Annotated in this window: 15 protein-coding genes and 1 pseudogene; 7 read left to right on the forward strand and 9 right to left on the reverse strand. The window is 47.3% G+C overall.

Annotation, left to right across the window (positions count from 1 at the left end):
• Positions 1 to 338: 338 nt before the first annotated feature.
• Positions 339 to 614 carry a hypothetical protein gene (locus PHG53_01070; GenBank protein MDD5380218.1) on the forward strand — a complete coding sequence of 92 codons (276 nt, stop codon included), beginning with the start codon at positions 339 to 341 and terminating at the stop codon, positions 612 to 614.
• Between the two features lie 350 nt (positions 615 to 964).
• The gene (locus PHG53_01075; GenBank protein MDD5380219.1) at positions 965 to 3481 is read left to right on the forward strand and encodes an ATP-dependent Clp protease ATP-binding subunit; all 2517 of its coding nucleotides are present in this window, start codon (positions 965 to 967) and stop codon (positions 3479 to 3481) included.
• Between the two features lie 33 nt (positions 3482 to 3514).
• Here PHG53_01075 and PHG53_01080 read toward each other — a convergent pair whose 3' ends face one another.
• The 3 genes from PHG53_01080 to PHG53_01090 are packed head-to-tail and all read right to left on the reverse strand — an operon-like array spanning position 3515 to position 5932.
• On the reverse strand, positions 3515 to 4012 hold the full coding sequence (locus tag PHG53_01080) for a hypothetical protein (protein MDD5380220.1): 498 nt from the start codon (positions 4010 to 4012) through the stop codon (positions 3515 to 3517).
• A gap of 40 nt (positions 4013 to 4052) precedes the next feature.
• Entirely contained in the window at positions 4053 to 5135 is a 1083-nt protein-coding gene (purN, locus tag PHG53_01085; GenBank protein MDD5380221.1) for a phosphoribosylglycinamide formyltransferase, read from the reverse strand.
• A 59-nt stretch (positions 5136 to 5194) separates the two neighbouring features.
• Complete coding sequence (locus tag PHG53_01090; GenBank protein ID MDD5380222.1) at positions 5195 to 5932, reverse strand: C4-type zinc ribbon domain-containing protein; 738 nt, start codon at positions 5930 to 5932, stop codon at positions 5195 to 5197.
• 158 nt (positions 5933 to 6090) lie between these two features.
• Between PHG53_01090 and PHG53_01095 the strand changes: the two genes are divergently transcribed.
• A complete protein-coding gene (locus PHG53_01095; protein ID MDD5380223.1) occupies positions 6091 to 6930 on the forward strand; it encodes an alpha/beta hydrolase in 840 nt (279 codons plus the stop codon).
• 630 nt (positions 6931 to 7560) lie between these two features.
• On the opposite strand, the gene PHG53_01100 is transcribed toward PHG53_01095, so the two are convergent.
• Both PHG53_01100 and PHG53_01105 read right to left on the reverse strand, forming a co-directional pair.
• Positions 7561 to 9252, reverse strand: coding sequence for a hypothetical protein (locus tag PHG53_01100; protein MDD5380224.1), 1692 nt, complete (start codon positions 9250 to 9252; stop codon positions 7561 to 7563).
• Positions 9253 to 9566: 314 nt separating this feature from the next.
• Positions 9567 to 9758 (reverse strand): annotated as a pseudogene (locus PHG53_01105) (hypothetical protein).
• Between the two features lie 150 nt (positions 9759 to 9908).
• On the opposite strand from PHG53_01105, the gene PHG53_01110 reads away from it, so the two are divergent.
• From PHG53_01110 to rnc, 3 genes are all read left to right on the forward strand, one after another.
• Positions 9909 to 10223 carry a hypothetical protein gene (locus PHG53_01110; GenBank protein ID MDD5380225.1) on the forward strand — a complete coding sequence of 105 codons (315 nt, stop codon included), beginning with the start codon at positions 9909 to 9911 and terminating at the stop codon, positions 10221 to 10223.
• Between the two features lie 257 nt (positions 10224 to 10480).
• Entirely contained in the window at positions 10481 to 10816 is a 336-nt protein-coding gene (locus PHG53_01115; protein MDD5380226.1) for an STAS domain-containing protein, read from the forward strand.
• A 147-nt stretch (positions 10817 to 10963) separates the two neighbouring features.
• Positions 10964 to 11674, forward strand: a complete 711-nt coding sequence (gene rnc / locus PHG53_01120) for a ribonuclease III (GenBank protein MDD5380227.1) — start codon at positions 10964 to 10966, stop codon at positions 11672 to 11674.
• A 66-nt stretch (positions 11675 to 11740) separates the two neighbouring features.
• On the opposite strand, the gene PHG53_01125 is transcribed toward rnc, so the two are convergent.
• From PHG53_01125 to PHG53_01135, 3 genes are read right to left on the reverse strand one after another with little or no spacing between them, the layout of a single operon-like run.
• Complete coding sequence (locus PHG53_01125) at positions 11741 to 11992, reverse strand: hypothetical protein (GenBank protein MDD5380228.1); 252 nt, start codon at positions 11990 to 11992, stop codon at positions 11741 to 11743.
• Between the two features lies 1 nt (position 11993).
• Positions 11994 to 12398, reverse strand: coding sequence for a hypothetical protein (locus tag PHG53_01130; protein MDD5380229.1), 405 nt, complete (start codon positions 12396 to 12398; stop codon positions 11994 to 11996).
• Positions 12398 to 14623, reverse strand: a complete 2226-nt coding sequence (locus tag PHG53_01135) for a hypothetical protein (GenBank protein MDD5380230.1) — start codon at positions 14621 to 14623, stop codon at positions 12398 to 12400. The genes PHG53_01130 and PHG53_01135 overlap by 1 nt, the downstream gene beginning before the upstream one ends.
• 215 nt (positions 14624 to 14838) lie before the next feature.
• On the opposite strand from PHG53_01135, the gene hemL reads away from it, so the two are divergent.
• A complete protein-coding gene (hemL, locus tag PHG53_01140) occupies positions 14839 to 16125 on the forward strand; it encodes a glutamate-1-semialdehyde 2,1-aminomutase (protein ID MDD5380231.1) in 1287 nt (428 codons plus the stop codon).
• Here hemL and PHG53_01145 read toward each other — a convergent pair whose 3' ends face one another.
• On the reverse strand, positions 16126 to 18072 hold the full coding sequence (locus tag PHG53_01145; GenBank protein MDD5380232.1) for a glycoside hydrolase family 97 catalytic domain-containing protein: 1947 nt from the start codon (positions 18070 to 18072) through the stop codon (positions 16126 to 16128).
• Between the last annotated feature and the right edge of the window lie 77 nt (positions 18073 to 18149).

Here is an 18149-nt window from a genome sequence, read left to right on the forward strand (position 1 = left end):
GCCGGGCGTTTATAATAAGCAACGCTGATGTAAGTAACTGTGACCAAAGCTGTTACGGATGGTTGGAAAAAACAGGCAAATACACGGCGTCGCTTTTTTGCTACGCACAGTTTTAATCCGTACAGGGGTTATGTCCCAATGCATCGGGATAATGCTTAAAGGTGTTACTTCAAGTTGCCTTGGGAGACTTCTAATGGGGTTGGAAAGAAGGATTTTTCGGCATGGACTTTTAGCAGCATATTGGTATGAATTTTGCATTATTTTATTTAGAACAAGAGGCAGGGAGGCCCTGTAAAAATAAGAGGAGAAGGAAGGTTTGTTACGTGAGGAGCACTGTGATGGACGAGGCGCAACTGGAAAACAAGCTTAAAGAACTGGTCAAGGAATTCGGGGGAACGGCTGACTCGCAATATAGAAAGTTAGCTATGCTGGCCCAGCAGGCCGGCGAAAGCCAGAAGAAGCTCGAAAAGAGCGTCAACAGTCTGCAGGAATCGCTGGACTATTTGCGGGTGTGCATTAAGTACCAGCTTTTCGACTTGGAAGCCACTCGCCGGGAAAATGAATACCTGAGAAAAATGCTCGGGGATAATAACAACGACCAGGGGCCGGCGTAGAACTCGGAAAGTACCAGACATACACACTAAATACGGGGGTTCGGGTGAATCCCGGGTAAAAGCCCGTATATCAGTTCTATTTTGCCAAAATATTATTATGCGGATTTTTTTGCGCCTAAAGGGGTTTTTAGGCAACCAAAAGGAAAGTCTGCCTGCATTTTTGTCGATAAAATTGGTGTTGAAGTAAAACGATAGTCCGGTAAACGAACATCAATCTGGTTTGGAACATATAAAGTAGAGATGCTCGCGGCCGTCAGAACGAGATTGTTTTTCGGCGGTTTGACAGGCGGGTTGAGGTATAGTATAGTAAACGTTTTGCGGGAAACTAAAAGTTTTTGAGGTAACTAAAGATGTTTGAGCGTTTTACAGACCGTGCACGCAAGGTTATGGCCCTGGCTAATCAGGAAGCTCAGCGGTTTAATCACGACGTTATAGGCACAGAACATATTCTGCTGGGACTGGTTAAAGAAGGCAGCGGAGTCGGCGCTACCGTCCTTAAGAACTTTGATGTCGATATAAAGAAACTTCGGCTGGAGGTGGAAAAGCACGTCAAAAGCGGTCCTGATATGGTCACCATGGGCAAGCTTCCCCAGAGTCCGCGCGCAAAGAAGGTTATTGAGTATGCCATTGAAGAGGCCAGAGCACTGAACCATAATTATGTCGGCACTGAGCATATTTTGCTTGGGCTGCTGAGAGAGAGCGAAGGTATTGCCGCTCAGGTTCTTGTCGGGCTCGGTTTGAAACTCGAAGAAGTTCGCCAGGAAATCCTGAATTTACTCGGCGCCAGCACAGACAGCGGGCCTGCGGCCCTCGATATGAAGCTCGGGCCGGCTATCGGCCGTAAGCCAAAGAGCAAAACCCCGGCGCTCGATTCTTTCGGCAGAGACCTGACCGAATTGGCAACCAACGATGAGCTCGACCCGGTTATCGGCAGGAAAGATGAAATCGAGCGGCTTATACAGATTCTCTGCAGGAGAACGAAAAACAATCCCGTTCTGCTCGGTGAAGCAGGCGTCGGTAAGACTGCCATCGTCGAGGGACTCAGCCAGCAGATTATTAATAAGCAAGTCCCGGAAATTCTCAAAGACAAACGTATAGTTGTGCTCGATTTGGCCATGATGGTCGCGGGTACGAAATACAGGGGCCAATTCGAGGAGAGAATTAAGGCGGTCATTACCGAGGTGGTCAGGGCTAAAAATGTAGTGCTCTTTATCGATGAGCTGCATACGCTCGTAGGTGCGGGCGGCGCTGAGGGGGCTATTGATGCGGCTAATGTCCTCAAGCCTGCCTTGGCTCGCGGCGAGGTGCAATGTATCGGGGCCACTACTCTGGATGAGTATAGAAAACATATCGAAAAAGACGGCGCCTTGGAGAGACGTTTCCAAACGATAATTGTCGAGCCGCCGACAAAAGATGAAACGTTAGAAATACTGCGGGGACTGCAGGACAGATACGAAGCGCACCATAGAGTGCGATTCAGCGATGAGTCTCTGTATCAGGCTGTCGAACTGTCGACCAGATATATAACCGGCCGGTGTCTGCCGGATAAGGCCATAGACGTGGTCGATGAGGCCGGCGCTCGAGTGAGACTGAAGAATATGGCTGTGCCGCCGGATTTGACGGAAATAGAAGAAAAGATTGTCAAGCTGCAGAGGGAAAAAGATGAAGCAGTCAAAAGCGCCGACTATGAACGGGCGGCTGCATTGAGGGATGAGGCCCAGCAGCTTTTGAGCGAGAAGACAGCCCTGCATAAAAAATGGTACGAAGAGAACAAAGAAACTACCGGTGTAGTTGACACCGAGATTATTGCAGAGGTCGTAAGCAAGATGACAGGTGTTCCTTTGACGAGACTGGAAAAGAAGGAAACCCAACGGCTTTTGGAACTCGAAATCGAGCTGCATAAGCGGGTGGTTTCGCAGGACGAGGCCATTAACGCTATTGCTAAAGCTGTAAGACGTGCCAGAAGCGGAATAAAAGATCCGAATCGACCGATGGGCTCTTTCATCTTCCTCGGACCGAGCGGCGTCGGGAAAACTCTGCTTGCCAAATCGCTCGCTGAGTTTATGTTCGGCGATGAAAACGCGCTCATCCAAATCGATATGTCCGAATTTATGGAGAAGCACAACGTCAGCAGATTAGTCGGGGCTCCTCCGGGATATGTCGGATACGAAGAAGGCGGACAGTTAACCGAAAGAATCAGACGCAGACCTTATGCCGTCCTGCTGTTGGATGAAATCGAAAAGGCGCATCCGGACGTTTATAATATACTGCTGCAAATTATGGACGAGGGCAGGTTGACAGACAGTTTCGGCCGGCACGTTGATTTTAAGAATATCGTGCTGATTATGACCAGCAATATCGGCGCCGACCTGATTAAGAACAGCTCCGGTTTCGGCTTCGGGAAGAAAACCCCTGAGGCCAACTACGAGAAAATGAAAGACATGCTGCATAAAGAGGTCGAGCGGCATTTCAGACCTGAGTTTCTGAACAGACTCGATGATGTGATAGTGCTCAAGCCGCTGTCCAGGGAGAACCTGCAGACTATCGTAGAATTCGAGCTTGTAAAGGTGTTCAAGCGGCTGATTGAGCACGGCTTGAAACTGGAGCTCACAGAGCAGGCAAAGGAATTTCTTATTGACAAAGGTTACAATCCGGAATTTGGCGCAAGGCCGCTGCGAAGAGCGATTGAGCACTACATAGAGGATCCGCTCTCGGAGAGTTTGCTACAGGGACGATTCAAGCGAGAGAAGCTGATAAAGATTGACGTGCAGGACGAAGAGCACTTGAAGTTTGACGGTTTGAAGACAGATGATGCTGAGGAGAGCGAACAGCCGGTCGCACAACAGAATAGTGGGGACGGAAGCTGATTTTGAGCAGCGTTTTACGACTGGAAAAGATATCTACGGACCGAAAAAAGGATTAGAAGACGGGGGTGAAGCTTGCTTCAACTTTTTGTGCAGCATTTCAAGTTCTTGAGAGCTTTGCTGTTTAGCTAACAGGGACTCGAGCTTTTGTTTAGCTATCCACTCCACGCGGCCGTCAAGACGAAGGATAAGATATTTTTTGCCTAACAGCCATGAACTGTGGTAGTTTTCGGTGTAAGCCAGAATATCATCCGGCTTTGACTCGTAATTTATCCATTGAGCCCTGTAAATCAATTTGCCGAGCCTGACGTTCCCTTCCAATTCTTCTTTGATTCTATCGATATAAGATTCAGGAGGGACAGAGCCGTATTTTTCACGGTGCTGCAGGACTATTCGGCTGAGATGCTCCATTGCCCGCATTGACTCTGAACGGTTTACCCAGTTTTTAAGGTTAATCATTGCTGTGACGGCAACGGCTGTAACAACCATTACAGTTGCGGTGTTTGTTAATATGGCTTTTTGCCGTCTGTTCATATCTTGTATTTCGGCTGGGGTACGGTTGATGATTAATGCTTCATGATTTTATTTTTACCCTGCCGTTTTGAACGAGCAGCTTATCTTCTGCGAACAGTTTTATGGCCTGCGGATATGCGACGCATTCCTGCTCAAAGACCCTTGCGGCAAGCGTTTCGGGGCTGTCGTCATTTTTGACCGGGCAGCTCTGCTGGAGGATTATTGGTCCTTTGTCGTACTCATTCGTGCAAAAATGCACGGTGCAGCCGCTGATTTTGCACCCTGCCGCGAGGACGGCCTCGTGGACATGATGTCCCCACATGCCTTCTCCGCCGAAGCTCGGCAGCAGGGCCGGGTGTATGTTCATTACGCGGCTTTCGTATCGGGGCGGTATTTTCCACAGGCACAGCCAGCCGCCCTGGACGACGAGGTCAACGTTTGCGGCAACAAGCTCACCTTCGAGGTGTTTGCTGAATTCGTCGATGTCCGGATAGTCTTTTTTGCGAATGATTTTTACGTTTAGTCCGGCGGCTTTTGCTTTTTCGACGCCGGCCGCTTTCGATAGCGAACTTATTACGACGGCGACTTCAACGTTCAGTAGGCCTTTATTTATATATTCGAGAATATTCATTAATGTTGTTCCGCCGCCGCTAATCAGAACACCGAGCCGAATCGGCTTTTTGTTTTTTACAGTCGATTTTTGCTGGTCGCCGGGTTCGTCTTCGATATCCTGTTCGAGGTTTAATGCCTGGTTAACGAGGTCATCGGCCTGCTGGTTTTTGTTTCTGGTGATGTGTTTGACTTTGCAGCCCTCGAATTCGTTAATTAAATCTACGGCTTGCCGGAAAAGCGGTCTGAGTTGCTCGCTTTTTACCTTGTATTGGCCGTTAATCTGTTTTACGAGCAGTTCGCTGTCACTGAAAATCGTCAGCCGTTTTGCGCCGAGTTGCTTTGCGGCTTCGAGCGCTTTTACAAGGGCAGTGTATTCGGCCACGTTGTTTGTGGTCTGGCCGAGAAATAAAGCTTTGGATTGTATTTGGTTTCCATTAAGGTCGGCCAATATGAAGCCGGCAGCGGCCGGGCCTGGGTTGCCTCTGCTGCCGCCGTCTGTGTAAACGGTGATTTGCTCTATTTGCTTCGGCAATTATTCACTCCTTAAAACCGGTGACTGGTAATTGGTAATTGGTAATTACCGGTTACCATTTAACTATCATGCGAATCGCTAAGTACGAGTATCCTCGTGCAGCTTGGGCAGCGGATTATTTCGTCCTTGGAGAGGAGCAGGTTGACGGACTCAGCGGTGATACCCATAAAGCAGCCGCCGCAGCTATAGGCATCTGTTTTGTTCTCCTGTTTATCAACCACCGCCAATGCTTCGCCGTCGTATGTTTCTGCGACGCGATTGAAAACCTGCAGCGGTTCGGCAGGTATATCTTGCATTTTCTTGTCCCATTCAGCCTGGATTTCTTCGATTTCGGCCTCGTATTTAGCCGCCATCTGTTCAGCGTCTTTTCGGGTCTGCTCGAGCGCCTGTTTACGTTCATCTATCTGGTTCTGTATATTTTGGCGTTCGGCTTCGTCTGCTTCAATGTCTTTCAGCAGTTCAAGAACTTGGGCTTCAATTTTGGAGTTGTCGGCCTTGGTTGTGTTAAGCTGAGTCAGAACCGCGGCGTATTCCTTGTTTGTTTTTGCGGCGTTAAGGTGGGCCCTTAATTTGGCGACCTCTTCTTCTCTGGTTTTCAGCTCCAGTTCGAGGCGGTCAGACTGTACCTTGGTTAATTGAACCTCTTCTTTTTTGGCCTCGTATGCGTTTTGAAGACTTCTGACCTGGTTTTCCGCAATGATTACGTTTCTTCTGCATCTTGCAAGCTTTGCTTTTGCCGCCCGCAGCTGATTTTCAACACTCTGAAGTTTTATAAGGGCATTTAATATAGGTCCCATTTACGTCTTTCGTCCTTCGTCTTTCGTACTTAAGCCCTGCATTATGTCCATTTGTGTTTTAATCTGCAACAAAAATTTTTCTCTTTTTTTATTTTCGCTCGTCTCGCTGGCGAAGCGGGCGGGACGGAGTGTATAATGGCAGCCCTAAGGGCTTCTTTATGGATAAGCGCAGGATAAAAAAGATACTGGTAGGCGATTTCACAATAAAAAGACTGGTTCGGTCGGTCGTTTTTGTATGTGCCTGCCTGCTGCTTTTTGTATACTTCTTTTCCGACCGGATGATTTTCTGGGGGCAAAGCCAGCCATCGAGTTATGGAGACGGACCTGAAATTCTCAAGATTAAAACCAAAGACGGGGCGGAAATCTCCGCGCTTTATCTCGCTGCGCCGAACTCGGAATTCACCATACTCTATAGTCACGGCAACTCGGAGGATATCGGGGACATCCGCGGAGTTTTGGAGGCGTTTCGGGACAAGGACTTTTCTGTGCTTGCTTATGACTACCGCGGTTACGGCACGAGCGGCGGCAGGGCTTCGGGAAAAAACGCCTATGAAGATGTCGAAACAGTTTATGAGTATCTGGTTGGCAAACTTGGATGTCCCCCTGACCGAATTATTGCACTGGGCAGGTCGCTGGGCGGAGCGATTGCGATGCACCTTGCCTGCAGGGAGAAATTGGCAGGGTTGATACTTGAAAGCTCGTTTGTTTCGGCGTTTCGCGTGGTAACGCACGTTCCACTTCTTCCTTTCGACAAATTCAGGAATATCGACAAGATTAAAGAAGTGCAGTGCCCTATCCTTATAATTCACGGCAGAGATGACGAGGTGGTTCCATTCTGGCACGGGGAAAGACTTTTCGAAACGGCAAATGAGCCAAAACTTAAATTCTGGGTCGATGGGGCGGGACATAATGATTTGTTTTGGGTAGCAGGCGATAGTTACTGGGATGTGATTGGCGAGTTCACGGGTATTATCCGGGCAAACAGGCGGAAATTTTGAGTAAGTCACCTGTTTTAAAATTGGCTTTGTTTGGGTTTGTTTTAAGTAGTTCATAGTTCGTTGTTCATTGTTATTAGTCATTGCTGTTACTAAAGTTACAAGCATTTTTGGGGTTTTGAAAATTGGGTTTGTTTTGCATAATTAATATGTTTTGATTGATTTTTCCCCTATAAATAGACAATCTCCGTTGCCGAAATTTCAGCCACAGAGAAAAAAAAGAAAAGTAAATTGTAAACAACATTAATTGGTTATTATTAACCACTCATTAGTAATTCCTTTATAGAGAAACTGCCTTTCTACCCCCGCTACTTCGCTTTGGCGAAGTAAAACGACGGGGGCGAGGGGAATACATCCCCTCGTAATTGGAGGGACTTGCGCGATTGATGCGAAAATTGTGCCCATTTCGACGGTGATGTTTTGGCTAAGTCGTTGCAATTAAAGAAGTAAAAAAATTTATGAATTTTCAGAATTGAGCAAACATCTATCTGCGATTTTGATTGAAAAATAACTCTGCTTGTCGCGGAGACAAGTTATTCGCAGGCCGTTAGGAGTTAGAGAATAAATGCTTATTATTTTGTGCGTTTTTTTAAAAACACCGCACCGAGGCCGAGCAGTAAAAACGTGTCTGATTTATTCTAAGCAGGCTTCTGGTGGGTCAAGGTTACAATCAAACCAGTGGAAAGCCATAATCGCAAAGTCCAGCATATTCACCTTGCAATCGTCATTCAAGTCGCCTTTTATCGGCTCGGTGCACTCGCCTCTGGTGACAAGCAGTTGATAATCACCAGTATCGCCATTGAATCCAGCCACACGGATAAAATACGTTTTGCCCTTGACCACACTGGTAACAACTTTAGATTGCAGGTTGTCAGAGCAGTAGTCATCGTTGCAGGCAAGCTCTGTACCGCCGCAGGTGCTATAAACAGCCAGCGTGGTATCAAAATTGCTGCCGTCGGTTGTAATTGTAACCTGGCCGCCGGCATTTGGCTTATAGAAATGCCACGTATCAATGGTGTCATTATCCGCACAACTGCTTACATCGGTGCCTGTCGCTCCTGTGGTGGAACCGTTGTAAGGCGTGTCATCTACGACTTCAACGGCATCGAGGCACTCGTCATTAATTATGCTGTAAATACTCGCACCATAGAGTACCCTATTCATCATATCTTTCCAGACGACATAATTGCCGCTAATGGCAATACTCATCGTGTCCACGTCATTCGGAGAAACTATAAAACCATCTCTGGTAGCCAGGTCATACCCACAAAAGCCACCACACGGCGAATCTTCAAAGACGACATAGTTACTGTTTGGCGAAAGATGTGCTTTTACGGGCGTACAGCCGGGAGGAATATCAAACCCTTCTCCCATTGACAGGTCATAACCCCAGAGTCCAACCATCTCTCCCCAGACGACATAGCTGCTGTTATTGGAAATAGTTGCCGGGCCTACACCATATCCATATGTAGGGATGCTAAACCCTTCTCTCGTCAACAGGTTATAACCATGAAGGTCTTCGCTGTAATCCTTCCAGACAACATAGTTGCCGCTAATGGCAATACTCATCGTGTCCACATCATTTGGACAGATTATAAACTCACCTCTGGCTGACAGGTCATAGCCATGGAGTTGGGAAGTGGCGGACATATCCTTCCAGACGACGTAGTTACTATCCGGCGAAAGATTTATCGAGTCCGAGTATAAGTCGTTTTGAGAGATGACAAATTCTTCTCTGGATGACAGGTCATAGCCATAAAATTTATTGTCAAGGGGCATTTTTTTCCAGACGACATAGCTGCCGTTATTGGAAACACTCTGTGGTTCCACATTATTTGGACAGACGATAAACCCTTCTTTTGTTAACAGGTTATAGCCATGGAGACCAGCGTCAGGTGGGGATATATTTTCCCAGACGACATAGTTGCCGCTAATGGCAATACTCATCGTGTCCACATCATTTGGACAGATTATAAACCCACCTCTGGCTGACAGGTCATAGCCATAGAGTTGGTAAGTTGCGGACATATCCTTCCAGACGACGTAGTTACTATCCGGCGAAAGATTTATCGAGTCCGAGTATACGTCGTTTCGAGAGATGACAAATTCTTCTCTGGATGACAGGTCATAGCCTTGAAGCCTGGGAATGCCCCCCATATTTCTCCAGACGACATAGTTGCCGTTATTGGAAACAGTGGATGAGTCTGCATCACCCCACGTATTGACGGTAAACTCCTCTATGTTATAGCTCCACGCCTGTGCCTGTGTCGGGGCCAGCACCAGAACCATTGCCAGCATCGCTAATGCAAATACTTGTTTTTTCATTTTCTTCTCCTCCTTCCAAAAGTTGTTAATATTTTTATCGCACCTGCTGCGCAGAAATACCACAGTGAAACTTATGGAAACTCGAAGAATTGCTTATCCTCATCTTCCTACCTCTTCTCTTCCGCTCTTGCTATAAACCACTGCAAAAGCCGACACTATTATACATTTCGCTGGCTGAAAAGCAACGAAAATATGAGGCAGTTATTTCAGCGTTTTCTTCTCAACATTACCGCACCGAGGCCGAGGGGAAAAAGACGAAACGGTGCCTTATAAGCCCAAATCCAGTAGTATTACGGGTACAGAAAAGGCGGAAATCAGGCGGGAGAATCCGCCTTAGGCGTGAAGGCGGTTTTGAAGTCGTAAACGTCGTTGAAATCGTCGATAGAATCAGTCGGCTGGGCGCTCATCCAGCCGTGCTTTATCATCAGATAGACAATTTCGCCGAAGTCGCGAGTTGTTTTTATGTTCCAGTTGTTTAATACGAGCATTGCCAGCCCGCCCCATTTTTTGAGGGTTACTCTCTCTCTCGAACTGAGGTTTTTAAGTTAGCTCAACGAAAACGTTCTGGCGAGGCAAAAACCCTTGCGGAAATTGGGGAAATAGGTAAAGATGAGGGTGTAAAGCTGATTAATCCATTAATTTGAAAGGGAAATAAAATGGAACTAAAACTTGATGTTAAGACACTTGTGATAGGGATTGCGATTGGAGTTGTAGCTACCGCAGTGGTAGGAGCCGGCAGTGCGGACAAAACCGATTTCGGTATTGCCATACCTTCGAATATAGGTGACGGTGCAGCACTTGTAAGGACGGCAGACGACGGCCTCTTCATCGTTAGTGCAAAAAGCGGCATGGCGGTAAGAGTTTTGCATGCCGTCACAAGAGCCGAACCTGCGGATCGCAGGGAATCTAAAGGTAAGCCTTTTTACTTAACCAGCCCAAGCCAGGCCCAAAAAGCGGGTGGGGGATATTAGTTAAGACAAAACCACCGCAGGCGATGAGCATTACATTACGTGGTTTTTACTGGGGAAAAATGGCCGTCAGATAAAAATTTTTGCCTTTTACTGATAGTTTGCATCAAAGACAGGCTTCAGGAGGCAAAACCGCTGTTTTTATAGGGCGATACCGCAAAGCGGGCTTGATTTCTACTTAACCTGGTTTGAACTTGTGCCGATACAGTTATTGGAAGTTGTGAAAACTGTGTTGAGTTCTTAAAAAAAGGAGTGTTAAAATGGGGATACAAAACTGGTCGGAGGACATTATTCTGGTGGATTTGCCCCAGGAACCGGGTATGGGCGAAGAGCTTAAGACCGTTACTGAAATGGCGCGAGACAGAGGCGACTGTGATGTGGTAGTTGATTTTTCCGAGGTCGATATAGTGACCTCTTCAAGCCTCTCGAAGCTGCTGAAGCTGCGCAAGCTGATGGTTGATTGCGGGCACAGGCTTATTTTCTGCAACGTTGCTCCTGCAACCAAAGGCATTTTTACGGTAACCGGTCTTGATGGGATTTTTGAACTTGCGGACGACAAGTTCGTTGCCCTGGCAAGTTTGCAGATTGTCATATAACCGGAGACTAACGGGGGATTGACAGGCAGTTTGGTTTTTCGCATAATACAGCAAGGATTAATCATTGTTGAGCTGGCTACGAAAACCACTTAAGGCGGCGGTGTTCGTAATCTGCTCGCAAGGTTTGTGCAAAAGCGGGACAGTATAATGGACGAAGGAACTCTCCAGCAAATCGAGCAGGTAATAGGTTATAAATTTTCCAACCGAGAACTCCTATCCAAAGCATTCTCGCATTCCTCCGCAGTTGACGACCGTCTTTTCAGCAATGAACGGCTCGAGTTTCTGGGCGACTCCATATTAGGGGCGGTCATTTGCCGCGCCTTGTTCGAGCGGTTCCCCGGTTATATGGAAGGTGACCTGACGAAGATAAAGAGCATGCTTGTATCCCGCAGGACGTGTGCCCGCATTACGAAGCGTCTTGGCCTGCAGGAGTTTCTGAAAATCGGCAAAGGGATGGCCTCCAGCCGGGCTTTGACCAGCTCTCTTGCCGCCGGCTTATTAGAGGCCGTTATCGCTGCAATATATATTGACGGCGGATTTGGCGCCGCCGATGATTTCGTTTTAAGAATTTTCGCACCGGAAATCGACAGGACCGATTCAAAACAATCTCACGGCAATTTCAAATCATTGCTTCAGCAGCACGCCCAGCAGCAGTTTAATACCACACCTAATTATGTACTGCTCGATGAAAAAGGGCCTGACCACGACAAATGTTTCGAATCGGAAGTTGTTATAGACGAGCGTCATTTCCCAAGCGCCTGGGGGACAAACAAAAAAGAAGCGGAGCAAAAAGCCGCTTTCAATGCACTGGTCGAGTTGGGTGTTCTTGAAGGCACTTTGCCGGATGTCGAAATCTAAATCCGCATGCTGCGGGTTTGGCAATCTTTCGACTCTCCGCTCAGGATGGTGAGCACAGTCGAAGCATCACAGGGAAATCAGCCATACCAGGGCGAACAAAGCCAATGCGGTTATAACAGAGAAACCAACGATGGATCCGAATAAAATCACCGTCTCTTTTAAGAAATTGTCGGTTGTAATAGTCGGCAGCTTCGTTGCTTTGTAAACAGTTGCTATCGCTGCTGATAAGGGCAGCAGCCAGAACATAGCCTGCGGATTTGCATGGATTTGCTCCGGCGCTGTAAAGGTCGCTAACACGAAAATATCTATTGCCGACATATTATTCTCCCGTTCGTATTTTTCCGAGATGGGCCAAAGAGACGGCGTTGATAATGCACAAGAGGTTAAGCAGCCCCGAGACCATCGTATATATCTGACCGATTTCGTTCGGCCAGCCGTAGACAGGATACGTTCCTCCGGCGGTGCGATGTGATATGAGTAAAACAATCGGCGGATTCATAATTTGTGCAGCCTTAACATACGACGGCGATGGTCCCTTGAAGTCAATTACGCCGATAGAACCGACGTATAATCCCAGGCAGAGAGTTAAGCAGATAGTAACGAATATAATTATTGCCCGTTTTTTTTCTTCGAGTACGAAATACCCAGCGCCCGGTATCAGCCAGCTCAACAGTCCGACAATCAGCAAAAGCTGCGTGCGGTTTTGGTTCGAAAGCCGTGCCATTAAAAATCTCCTTCGGGTTCCGACGGCGTATCAGAATCTACCGGTCCATTATCTTGCTCGACCAGTTTAAATTTCAGGCGCTTTAGTATGTTATCGGGGTTAAGGTGCACCGGCGCCAGAGACTGGGATTGAATAAAGTCTTCTTTGTAGTCATGTAATGCTTTGACTCTATCGTATTGTTCCTGGTTGAGGCGTTTAACCGAAATATTCTTCAAGCAGTAGTAGGACACATCCGGCTTGAATTCCACAACCATGGGCAGGGTGTCGATGGTGTTACTATCCTGCGGGACAAGCGAATACAACTGATTTATGAACAGGTCTTCCTTTTTAGACTTATTGATTAACAGCTGTCTAGCTGGATTGCCCCGGCTTTGCAGAATCGCCGTTTCCAGAGCCACGCTTGAGGCCCTCTGGAGATTGGTAAAGCTTTGCAGCTCGAATGCATTGGCATCTTTTAGGTCTTGCTTGTCCTGCTGCCCATAGAGCTTATTGAACTTGTCAACCGCACTCTCCCAGCCATTCTTCGCTGCCAGGCGGAGGAACTCTTCGGCTTTGTTTTTGGCGGTATCCATTGCCGAAAGTTTTTTTAGGTCTTCGGCCACTGCTTTTCTTACCGAATAAACATTTGCATCCGCCGGCGTTTGGCCTTCGTCGAATTTAATCGACCCTTTGGCGATGGTTTGATTTACGCTTTCCGGTTCGGAGGCCTTTTTAGCTTCTGTCGCTCGCATAATCGTCATTATTTGTGTGCGCATATCCATCGCCGGTCCGATATTTTCATATAATCTCGGCTTTGGTATATCAAACGGGCCAAGCTCGCCTGTTGCAAGTTCGTTGATTGCAAAGACGACCCGAGTCAATGACAACGGATTGTATCCATAGCCTTTGAGGAACAGCATCCCAAGGTATTTGTCCGTGAGAAGGTCTGACACATTAAGCAGCCCAGTCTTGCCCGTATATACCTTGATTTTGTATTTTTCGCTTAATTTTTCGGCAGCAGCTGCATAATCGCCGGCCATTTGCCTAAGCTGCTCGTCGGTGATTTTCTCGAACTCGATATCTGTCGCCTGCAGGCCGGCCTCGGTAAGAGTCCTGGCTTCTTGGAGGATTTTTTCCGCCTCGGTGTTTATTTTGTTTTGCAGCAGGCTTCTTGAAATGATACCTGCCACCTCGCCGTAGCTTCTGATTCGTCTGACAGGTGTCGAATTCGGGTCGTTTGGGTCCGAAGGAGTCGATACGGCGAATTCTACTCTATGTTTTTGGTAAAATTCTTCCGCATCTTCCTCTGTGGGAGGCGTTATTATCGCTGAAACCTCGTCAAGCTTGACGGCGATGTATTCAAGCTGGACCCTGTCGTCTAACTTATACCCAAAGCCGTAAGGATTTTGGTCGGTTACGTCACCGGCAAAGAAACTTTTGTATTTGTCGAATTGCTCAATTATTTCCTTTTCATCAGGTTCTTTCTGGTTTTTGGCAAACAAGGCGGGATCAATTTTTACAAATTCAACGTCGATTGTCTCCTCTTCCCAGCTTACGTTACACATTATCTGTGAGGTTGTAATATCTTCGCTCGAGCAAATCGTCCTGGCATACGTCAATATCGCCGTCAATTCGCTGAACGCTGTCAGTATTTCTTCTTCCGGAGCGCCTGTTCGGTTTGTTATTGACCCGATTATTTGGGGATATGAAGCGCCCTCGAAAAGCTGCGGTATTACTTGAACAAGCTGCATACCCGAAATCTCGTTCGATGCTTTTATACCGGCCAGATGCGCTTCGTTCTTCAACAGCAGCCAGTATATCTCGTTCGGCATCGAGTGTTTGTAAATATCATTAATTTGTGCCTCGCTGATTCTGTACCGGTTTGCTACTATCGTCTGTCTTATATAGGCGATTATCGTAGGCGAAACTGTCCTGTCGGGAAACAGCAGTTCGGCCAGCAGGACTCCATGTAAGTCGATGGAGCCAAATACCGGCACGTTTATATTTCTCAGGAGTTTATCTGCCTGCAGGAGTTTTAGAATTTCCAGTTCCTGCCGGGCCAGAGCCAGGTCGTAGTTTGTGATTTCCCTGTTGTCTGCGAAGTGGGCAATGGTTTCGCGCCGGTTTGTTCTTCTTCGGCCGAGCTCGGCGAAGAATTGCTGGCCTACAAAGCCGACGAATACGACGATGACCACAACAGCTATCACTTTATTTCTATTTTTTCGAATCTTTTTGATTAAATTCATAACTATGCTCCGAATTCGTACTAAAATTGCCGGTTCATATCGAGAAGATTTCCATTATGCAGTTTATCGCAAAATGGTGTCCTTTTCTGAAACCCTATAAGTATATTCAGCCGCCTCGGTTTTGCAAGGAAAATAGCGGTTTGTTAAAAACCAGGGATTTACAATATACGCAGCACACTATACGATACACGAATACGCACGAGGCAATACGGATAATGGAAGAATCACAAAAAAACGCGAAATCAGCCCGGGCATTTGCCAAGGCTGAAAGTTTGCTGCCGGGAGGTGTCAATTCGCCGGTAAGGGCCTTCGGCGGTGTGAATATCAAGCCGCTTTTTATTGCCGCCGCGAAAGGCTCGAAAATCTATGATATCGACGGCAATGAATACATCGATTACGTTGGCTCATGGGGGCCGATGATACTCGGGCACGCCCATCCGAAGGTAATAGAGGCTATACGGGCCGCTGCGAAAAAAGGGACATCTTTCGGTGCGCCGACACTGGCCGAAACCGCGCTGGCCGAAAAGATAGCCAACGCCTTCGATTCCATCGAAAAAGTGCGTCTGCTTAACAGCGGCACCGAGGCAGTAATGACCGCGGTTCGATTGGCGAGGGGTTATACGAAAAAAGATTTGATAATCAAAATGGCAGGCTGCTATCACGGCCACAGCGATTCGATGCTCGTCGCCGCCGGCTCAGGCCTTGCCGAGGCCGGCAGGCCTTTAAGCGCAGGCGTTCCGGAGTCAATCGCCAAACAGACCATTGTGATACCATATAATGATATTGATGCTGCCGAAACAGCTTTTCGGAAACACAGGGGGAAAATCGCAGCGATTTTAGTCGAGCCGGTCGCTGCCAATATGGGCGTGGTGCCGCCGGTTGAAGGTTATCTTGAGGAACTTCGGAATTTGTGCAATACCAACAAGGCACTGCTTGTCTTCGATGAGGTGATAACCGGCTTTCGCGTCGCCTTCGGCGGGGCACAGGAGCTTTTTGGGGTAAAAGCGGATATTACCTGTCTGGGCAAAATAATAGGCGGGGGCTTGCCTCTGGCGGCTTTGGGGAGCAGGGCAGATATTATGGATATGCTCGCACCGGCTGGATCTGTCTATCAGGCGGGGACGCTTAGCGGCAACCCAATCGCAACCGCGGCGGCTAACGCGACGCTGGATATTCTCGCAAAAGGCGACTGCTACAATAAACTCGAAACCAAATCAGCAATGCTGGAGGCAGGCTTGAATGACGTCGCCAAAGACGCCGGCGTAGCTGTTACAATCGACCGCGTCGGCTCTATTATGAGCTGCTTTTTCACGGACAAACCGGTGAAAAATTTTACCGATGTTCAATCAACTGATATAAAACAATTCAAAAGATTCTTTGCGGAAATGCTAAAGCAGGGTATTTACCTTGCCCCCAGCGCTTACGAGGCGATGTTCGTTTCCTTGGCCCATACAAAACAAGACATCGAAAAGACCATCAAAGCTGCGCGAAATGTGTGGTAACTAATTTTCAACCTTTATAATGAAACCGCCGTTACCTTTGAGTTTAATTTTGAGTGGTTTGCCGGTGGTAAGCGTAATTTTCTTCATATCGAATGAACGATTTCTGGAGCCATCGGTTATTAATACTCCTGTTTTGAAATTTTTAATAAAGGTGAGGTCGAGGTCGATACTTTTTTCTGTATCTTCGCCGTTTATACCGGCAATGAACCAGCTATTGTTGAATTTCCGTGCGATAACAACGAGCTTTCCTGGGTAGCCATCTATGAAGCGGGTATCATCCCAACGCGAGGGGACTTCTTTTATAAAATCTTTAACGTAATCCGGAACGGCGGCCATACCTTCGGGCGTTTGGGCGAAGTGCTGTATGCCGGAAGTAAAAATCACCGACAGGGCCAGTTCGAAGCCGTTGGTTGTCACTCGCTTTATGTTTGGCACTTCGGTGAAGCAGACCGGTGTGAAATCCATCGGGTCAAAAACATTCCGCGTGAAGGGCAGGACGCAGCAATGATTGGGCTGGAGGTCGGCATTATTCTGGTCAAAGGTTACATACTCGAAGCCCTTTACCGCCTCGAAGGTTAACAAATTCGGATAAGTCCTCTGCCAGCCCCTCGGCAGGGTTGCTCCGTGACAATTTACGGACAGGTCGAAGTCAGCCGCATCTTCAAAAATATCCTGATAATATGTCATCACTGATTGGCCGTCTCCGCCGAAGAAATCTACTTTGATTCCCTTTATGCCCATTTCTTTCAGCTTGCTGAATTCCTTAACGCGGGTCTCGTGGGTCAGCAGCTTATCTTTAGGATGATATGTAACGGTATTCCAGTTTCCCGCTGAGTTGTACCACAAAACAAGGCCTACCTTTTTGCCTTTGGCGTATTTAGTAAGGGCTTTTATTTTTTCGTAGCCGATTTGCGTATCCCAGTTTGCGTCAATCAGACAGTATTCCCACCCCATATCAGCGGCAAAATCAACGAATCTTTTCTGCACATCATAAACTACCGAATCATCCTTGAGCATAATCCAGCTCCACGAAGCCCTGCCCGGCTTTACGAATGAAATATCTTTCATTTTAGTAGGATTGGCCAAGTCGGTTCCCAATGTCGATTCTGCAATTGTTTTCAAGCTGTCGCCGATAACAATAATCCGCCATGGGGTGTACCAGGGCAGTTTCGATTCCGGGTTTACCGGCCCGCCGGGAAAAACTTCCGCAGACTGAGGGAAGCCAATGACAAATTCGTTGCCTGCCGAATCTTGTTTTAACCTGCAGCCGCAGTAGTTTCTGTCTGGCGCAGTTTCACTAATCAGCATCCAGTATTTGTCGCAGTTAAAAAGCGCCGGGAAGACCCAGCCCGCATCGTTGCGAGGTAATTTGTCTGCTTCAATGCCCTGCTTGTAATATTCTTCATACGAAGGTTGGGTCTGGCACCAGCCTGATTTTGCCTCCGCAATCGGCTGAATCCACGCCTTTGTGCCGGGGAGGAAATTAAACGATGTGGTTTCTTCTTTGATTTTTTTGACTGCTTCTGATTTTTCCGGGAAATGGTATCTGAAAGCGACGCTGTCATCGGAGACCTGGAAAATGACATCGATTTTTTCACCGGAAGCGGTTTTCAAACGAAAGATTCTTTTGTTGGCTGTGTATGAATAATGACGTTTTTTACCTTGCGCCATTTCGTAATCGGCTTTGATGATCTCAACATCCGATACCGATTCCAGCGACATGTTTTTGGAAAAGTCCTCGTCCTCTCTGATTAACCCTAATTTGGACTCTCCAATAACGGCTTTGCCGGCAAATTCAATACGGTAACAGGCGTTCTTATTATCGGATACCCGAAAATATACGGAGATTCTCTTGTCGGGACTGCTTAACGAGTACTCGTTTTCTTTTGCCGAACAGGGATTCATACAGAGTATAGAAAGCAGCAAAGCGAACGTTTTTCCTGCCATAAATAAATTCCTTGCACTTGTATTTACTGCAAAGCATAATAACAGCCGATATTATAAGCAATATTAAACACGGATTG

The sequence above is a fragment of the Phycisphaerae bacterium genome (assembly GCA_028714855.1).
Lineage (GTDB): Bacteria > Planctomycetota > Phycisphaerae > Sedimentisphaerales > Anaerobacaceae > CAIYOL01.

Coding starts and splice junctions, on each gene's coding strand:
- PHG53_01070 (MDD5380218.1), top strand. CDS start 339: ATGGACGAGGCGCAACTGGAAAACAAGCTTAAAGAACTGGTCAAGGAA.
- PHG53_01075 (MDD5380219.1), top strand. CDS start 965: ATGTTTGAGCGTTTTACAGACCGTGCACGCAAGGTTATGGCCCTGGCT.
- PHG53_01080 (MDD5380220.1), bottom strand. CDS start 4,012: ATGAACAGACGGCAAAAAGCCATATTAACAAACACCGCAACTGTAATG.
- PHG53_01090 (MDD5380222.1), bottom strand. CDS start 5,932: ATGGGACCTATATTAAATGCCCTTATAAAACTTCAGAGTGTTGAAAAT.
- PHG53_01095 (MDD5380223.1), top strand. CDS start 6,091: ATGGATAAGCGCAGGATAAAAAAGATACTGGTAGGCGATTTCACAATA.
- PHG53_01100 (MDD5380224.1), bottom strand. CDS start 9,252: ATGAAAAAACAAGTATTTGCATTAGCGATGCTGGCAATGGTTCTGGTG.
- PHG53_01110 (MDD5380225.1), top strand. CDS start 9,909: ATGGAACTAAAACTTGATGTTAAGACACTTGTGATAGGGATTGCGATT.
- PHG53_01115 (MDD5380226.1), top strand. CDS start 10,481: ATGGGGATACAAAACTGGTCGGAGGACATTATTCTGGTGGATTTGCCC.
- rnc (MDD5380227.1), top strand. CDS start 10,964: ATGGACGAAGGAACTCTCCAGCAAATCGAGCAGGTAATAGGTTATAAA.
- PHG53_01125 (MDD5380228.1), bottom strand. CDS start 11,992: ATGTCGGCAATAGATATTTTCGTGTTAGCGACCTTTACAGCGCCGGAG.
- PHG53_01130 (MDD5380229.1), bottom strand. CDS start 12,398: ATGGCACGGCTTTCGAACCAAAACCGCACGCAGCTTTTGCTGATTGTC.
- PHG53_01135 (MDD5380230.1), bottom strand. CDS start 14,623: ATGAATTTAATCAAAAAGATTCGAAAAAATAGAAATAAAGTGATAGCT.
- hemL (MDD5380231.1), top strand. CDS start 14,839: ATGGAAGAATCACAAAAAAACGCGAAATCAGCCCGGGCATTTGCCAAG.
- PHG53_01145 (MDD5380232.1), bottom strand. CDS start 18,072: ATGGCAGGAAAAACGTTCGCTTTGCTGCTTTCTATACTCTGTATGAAT.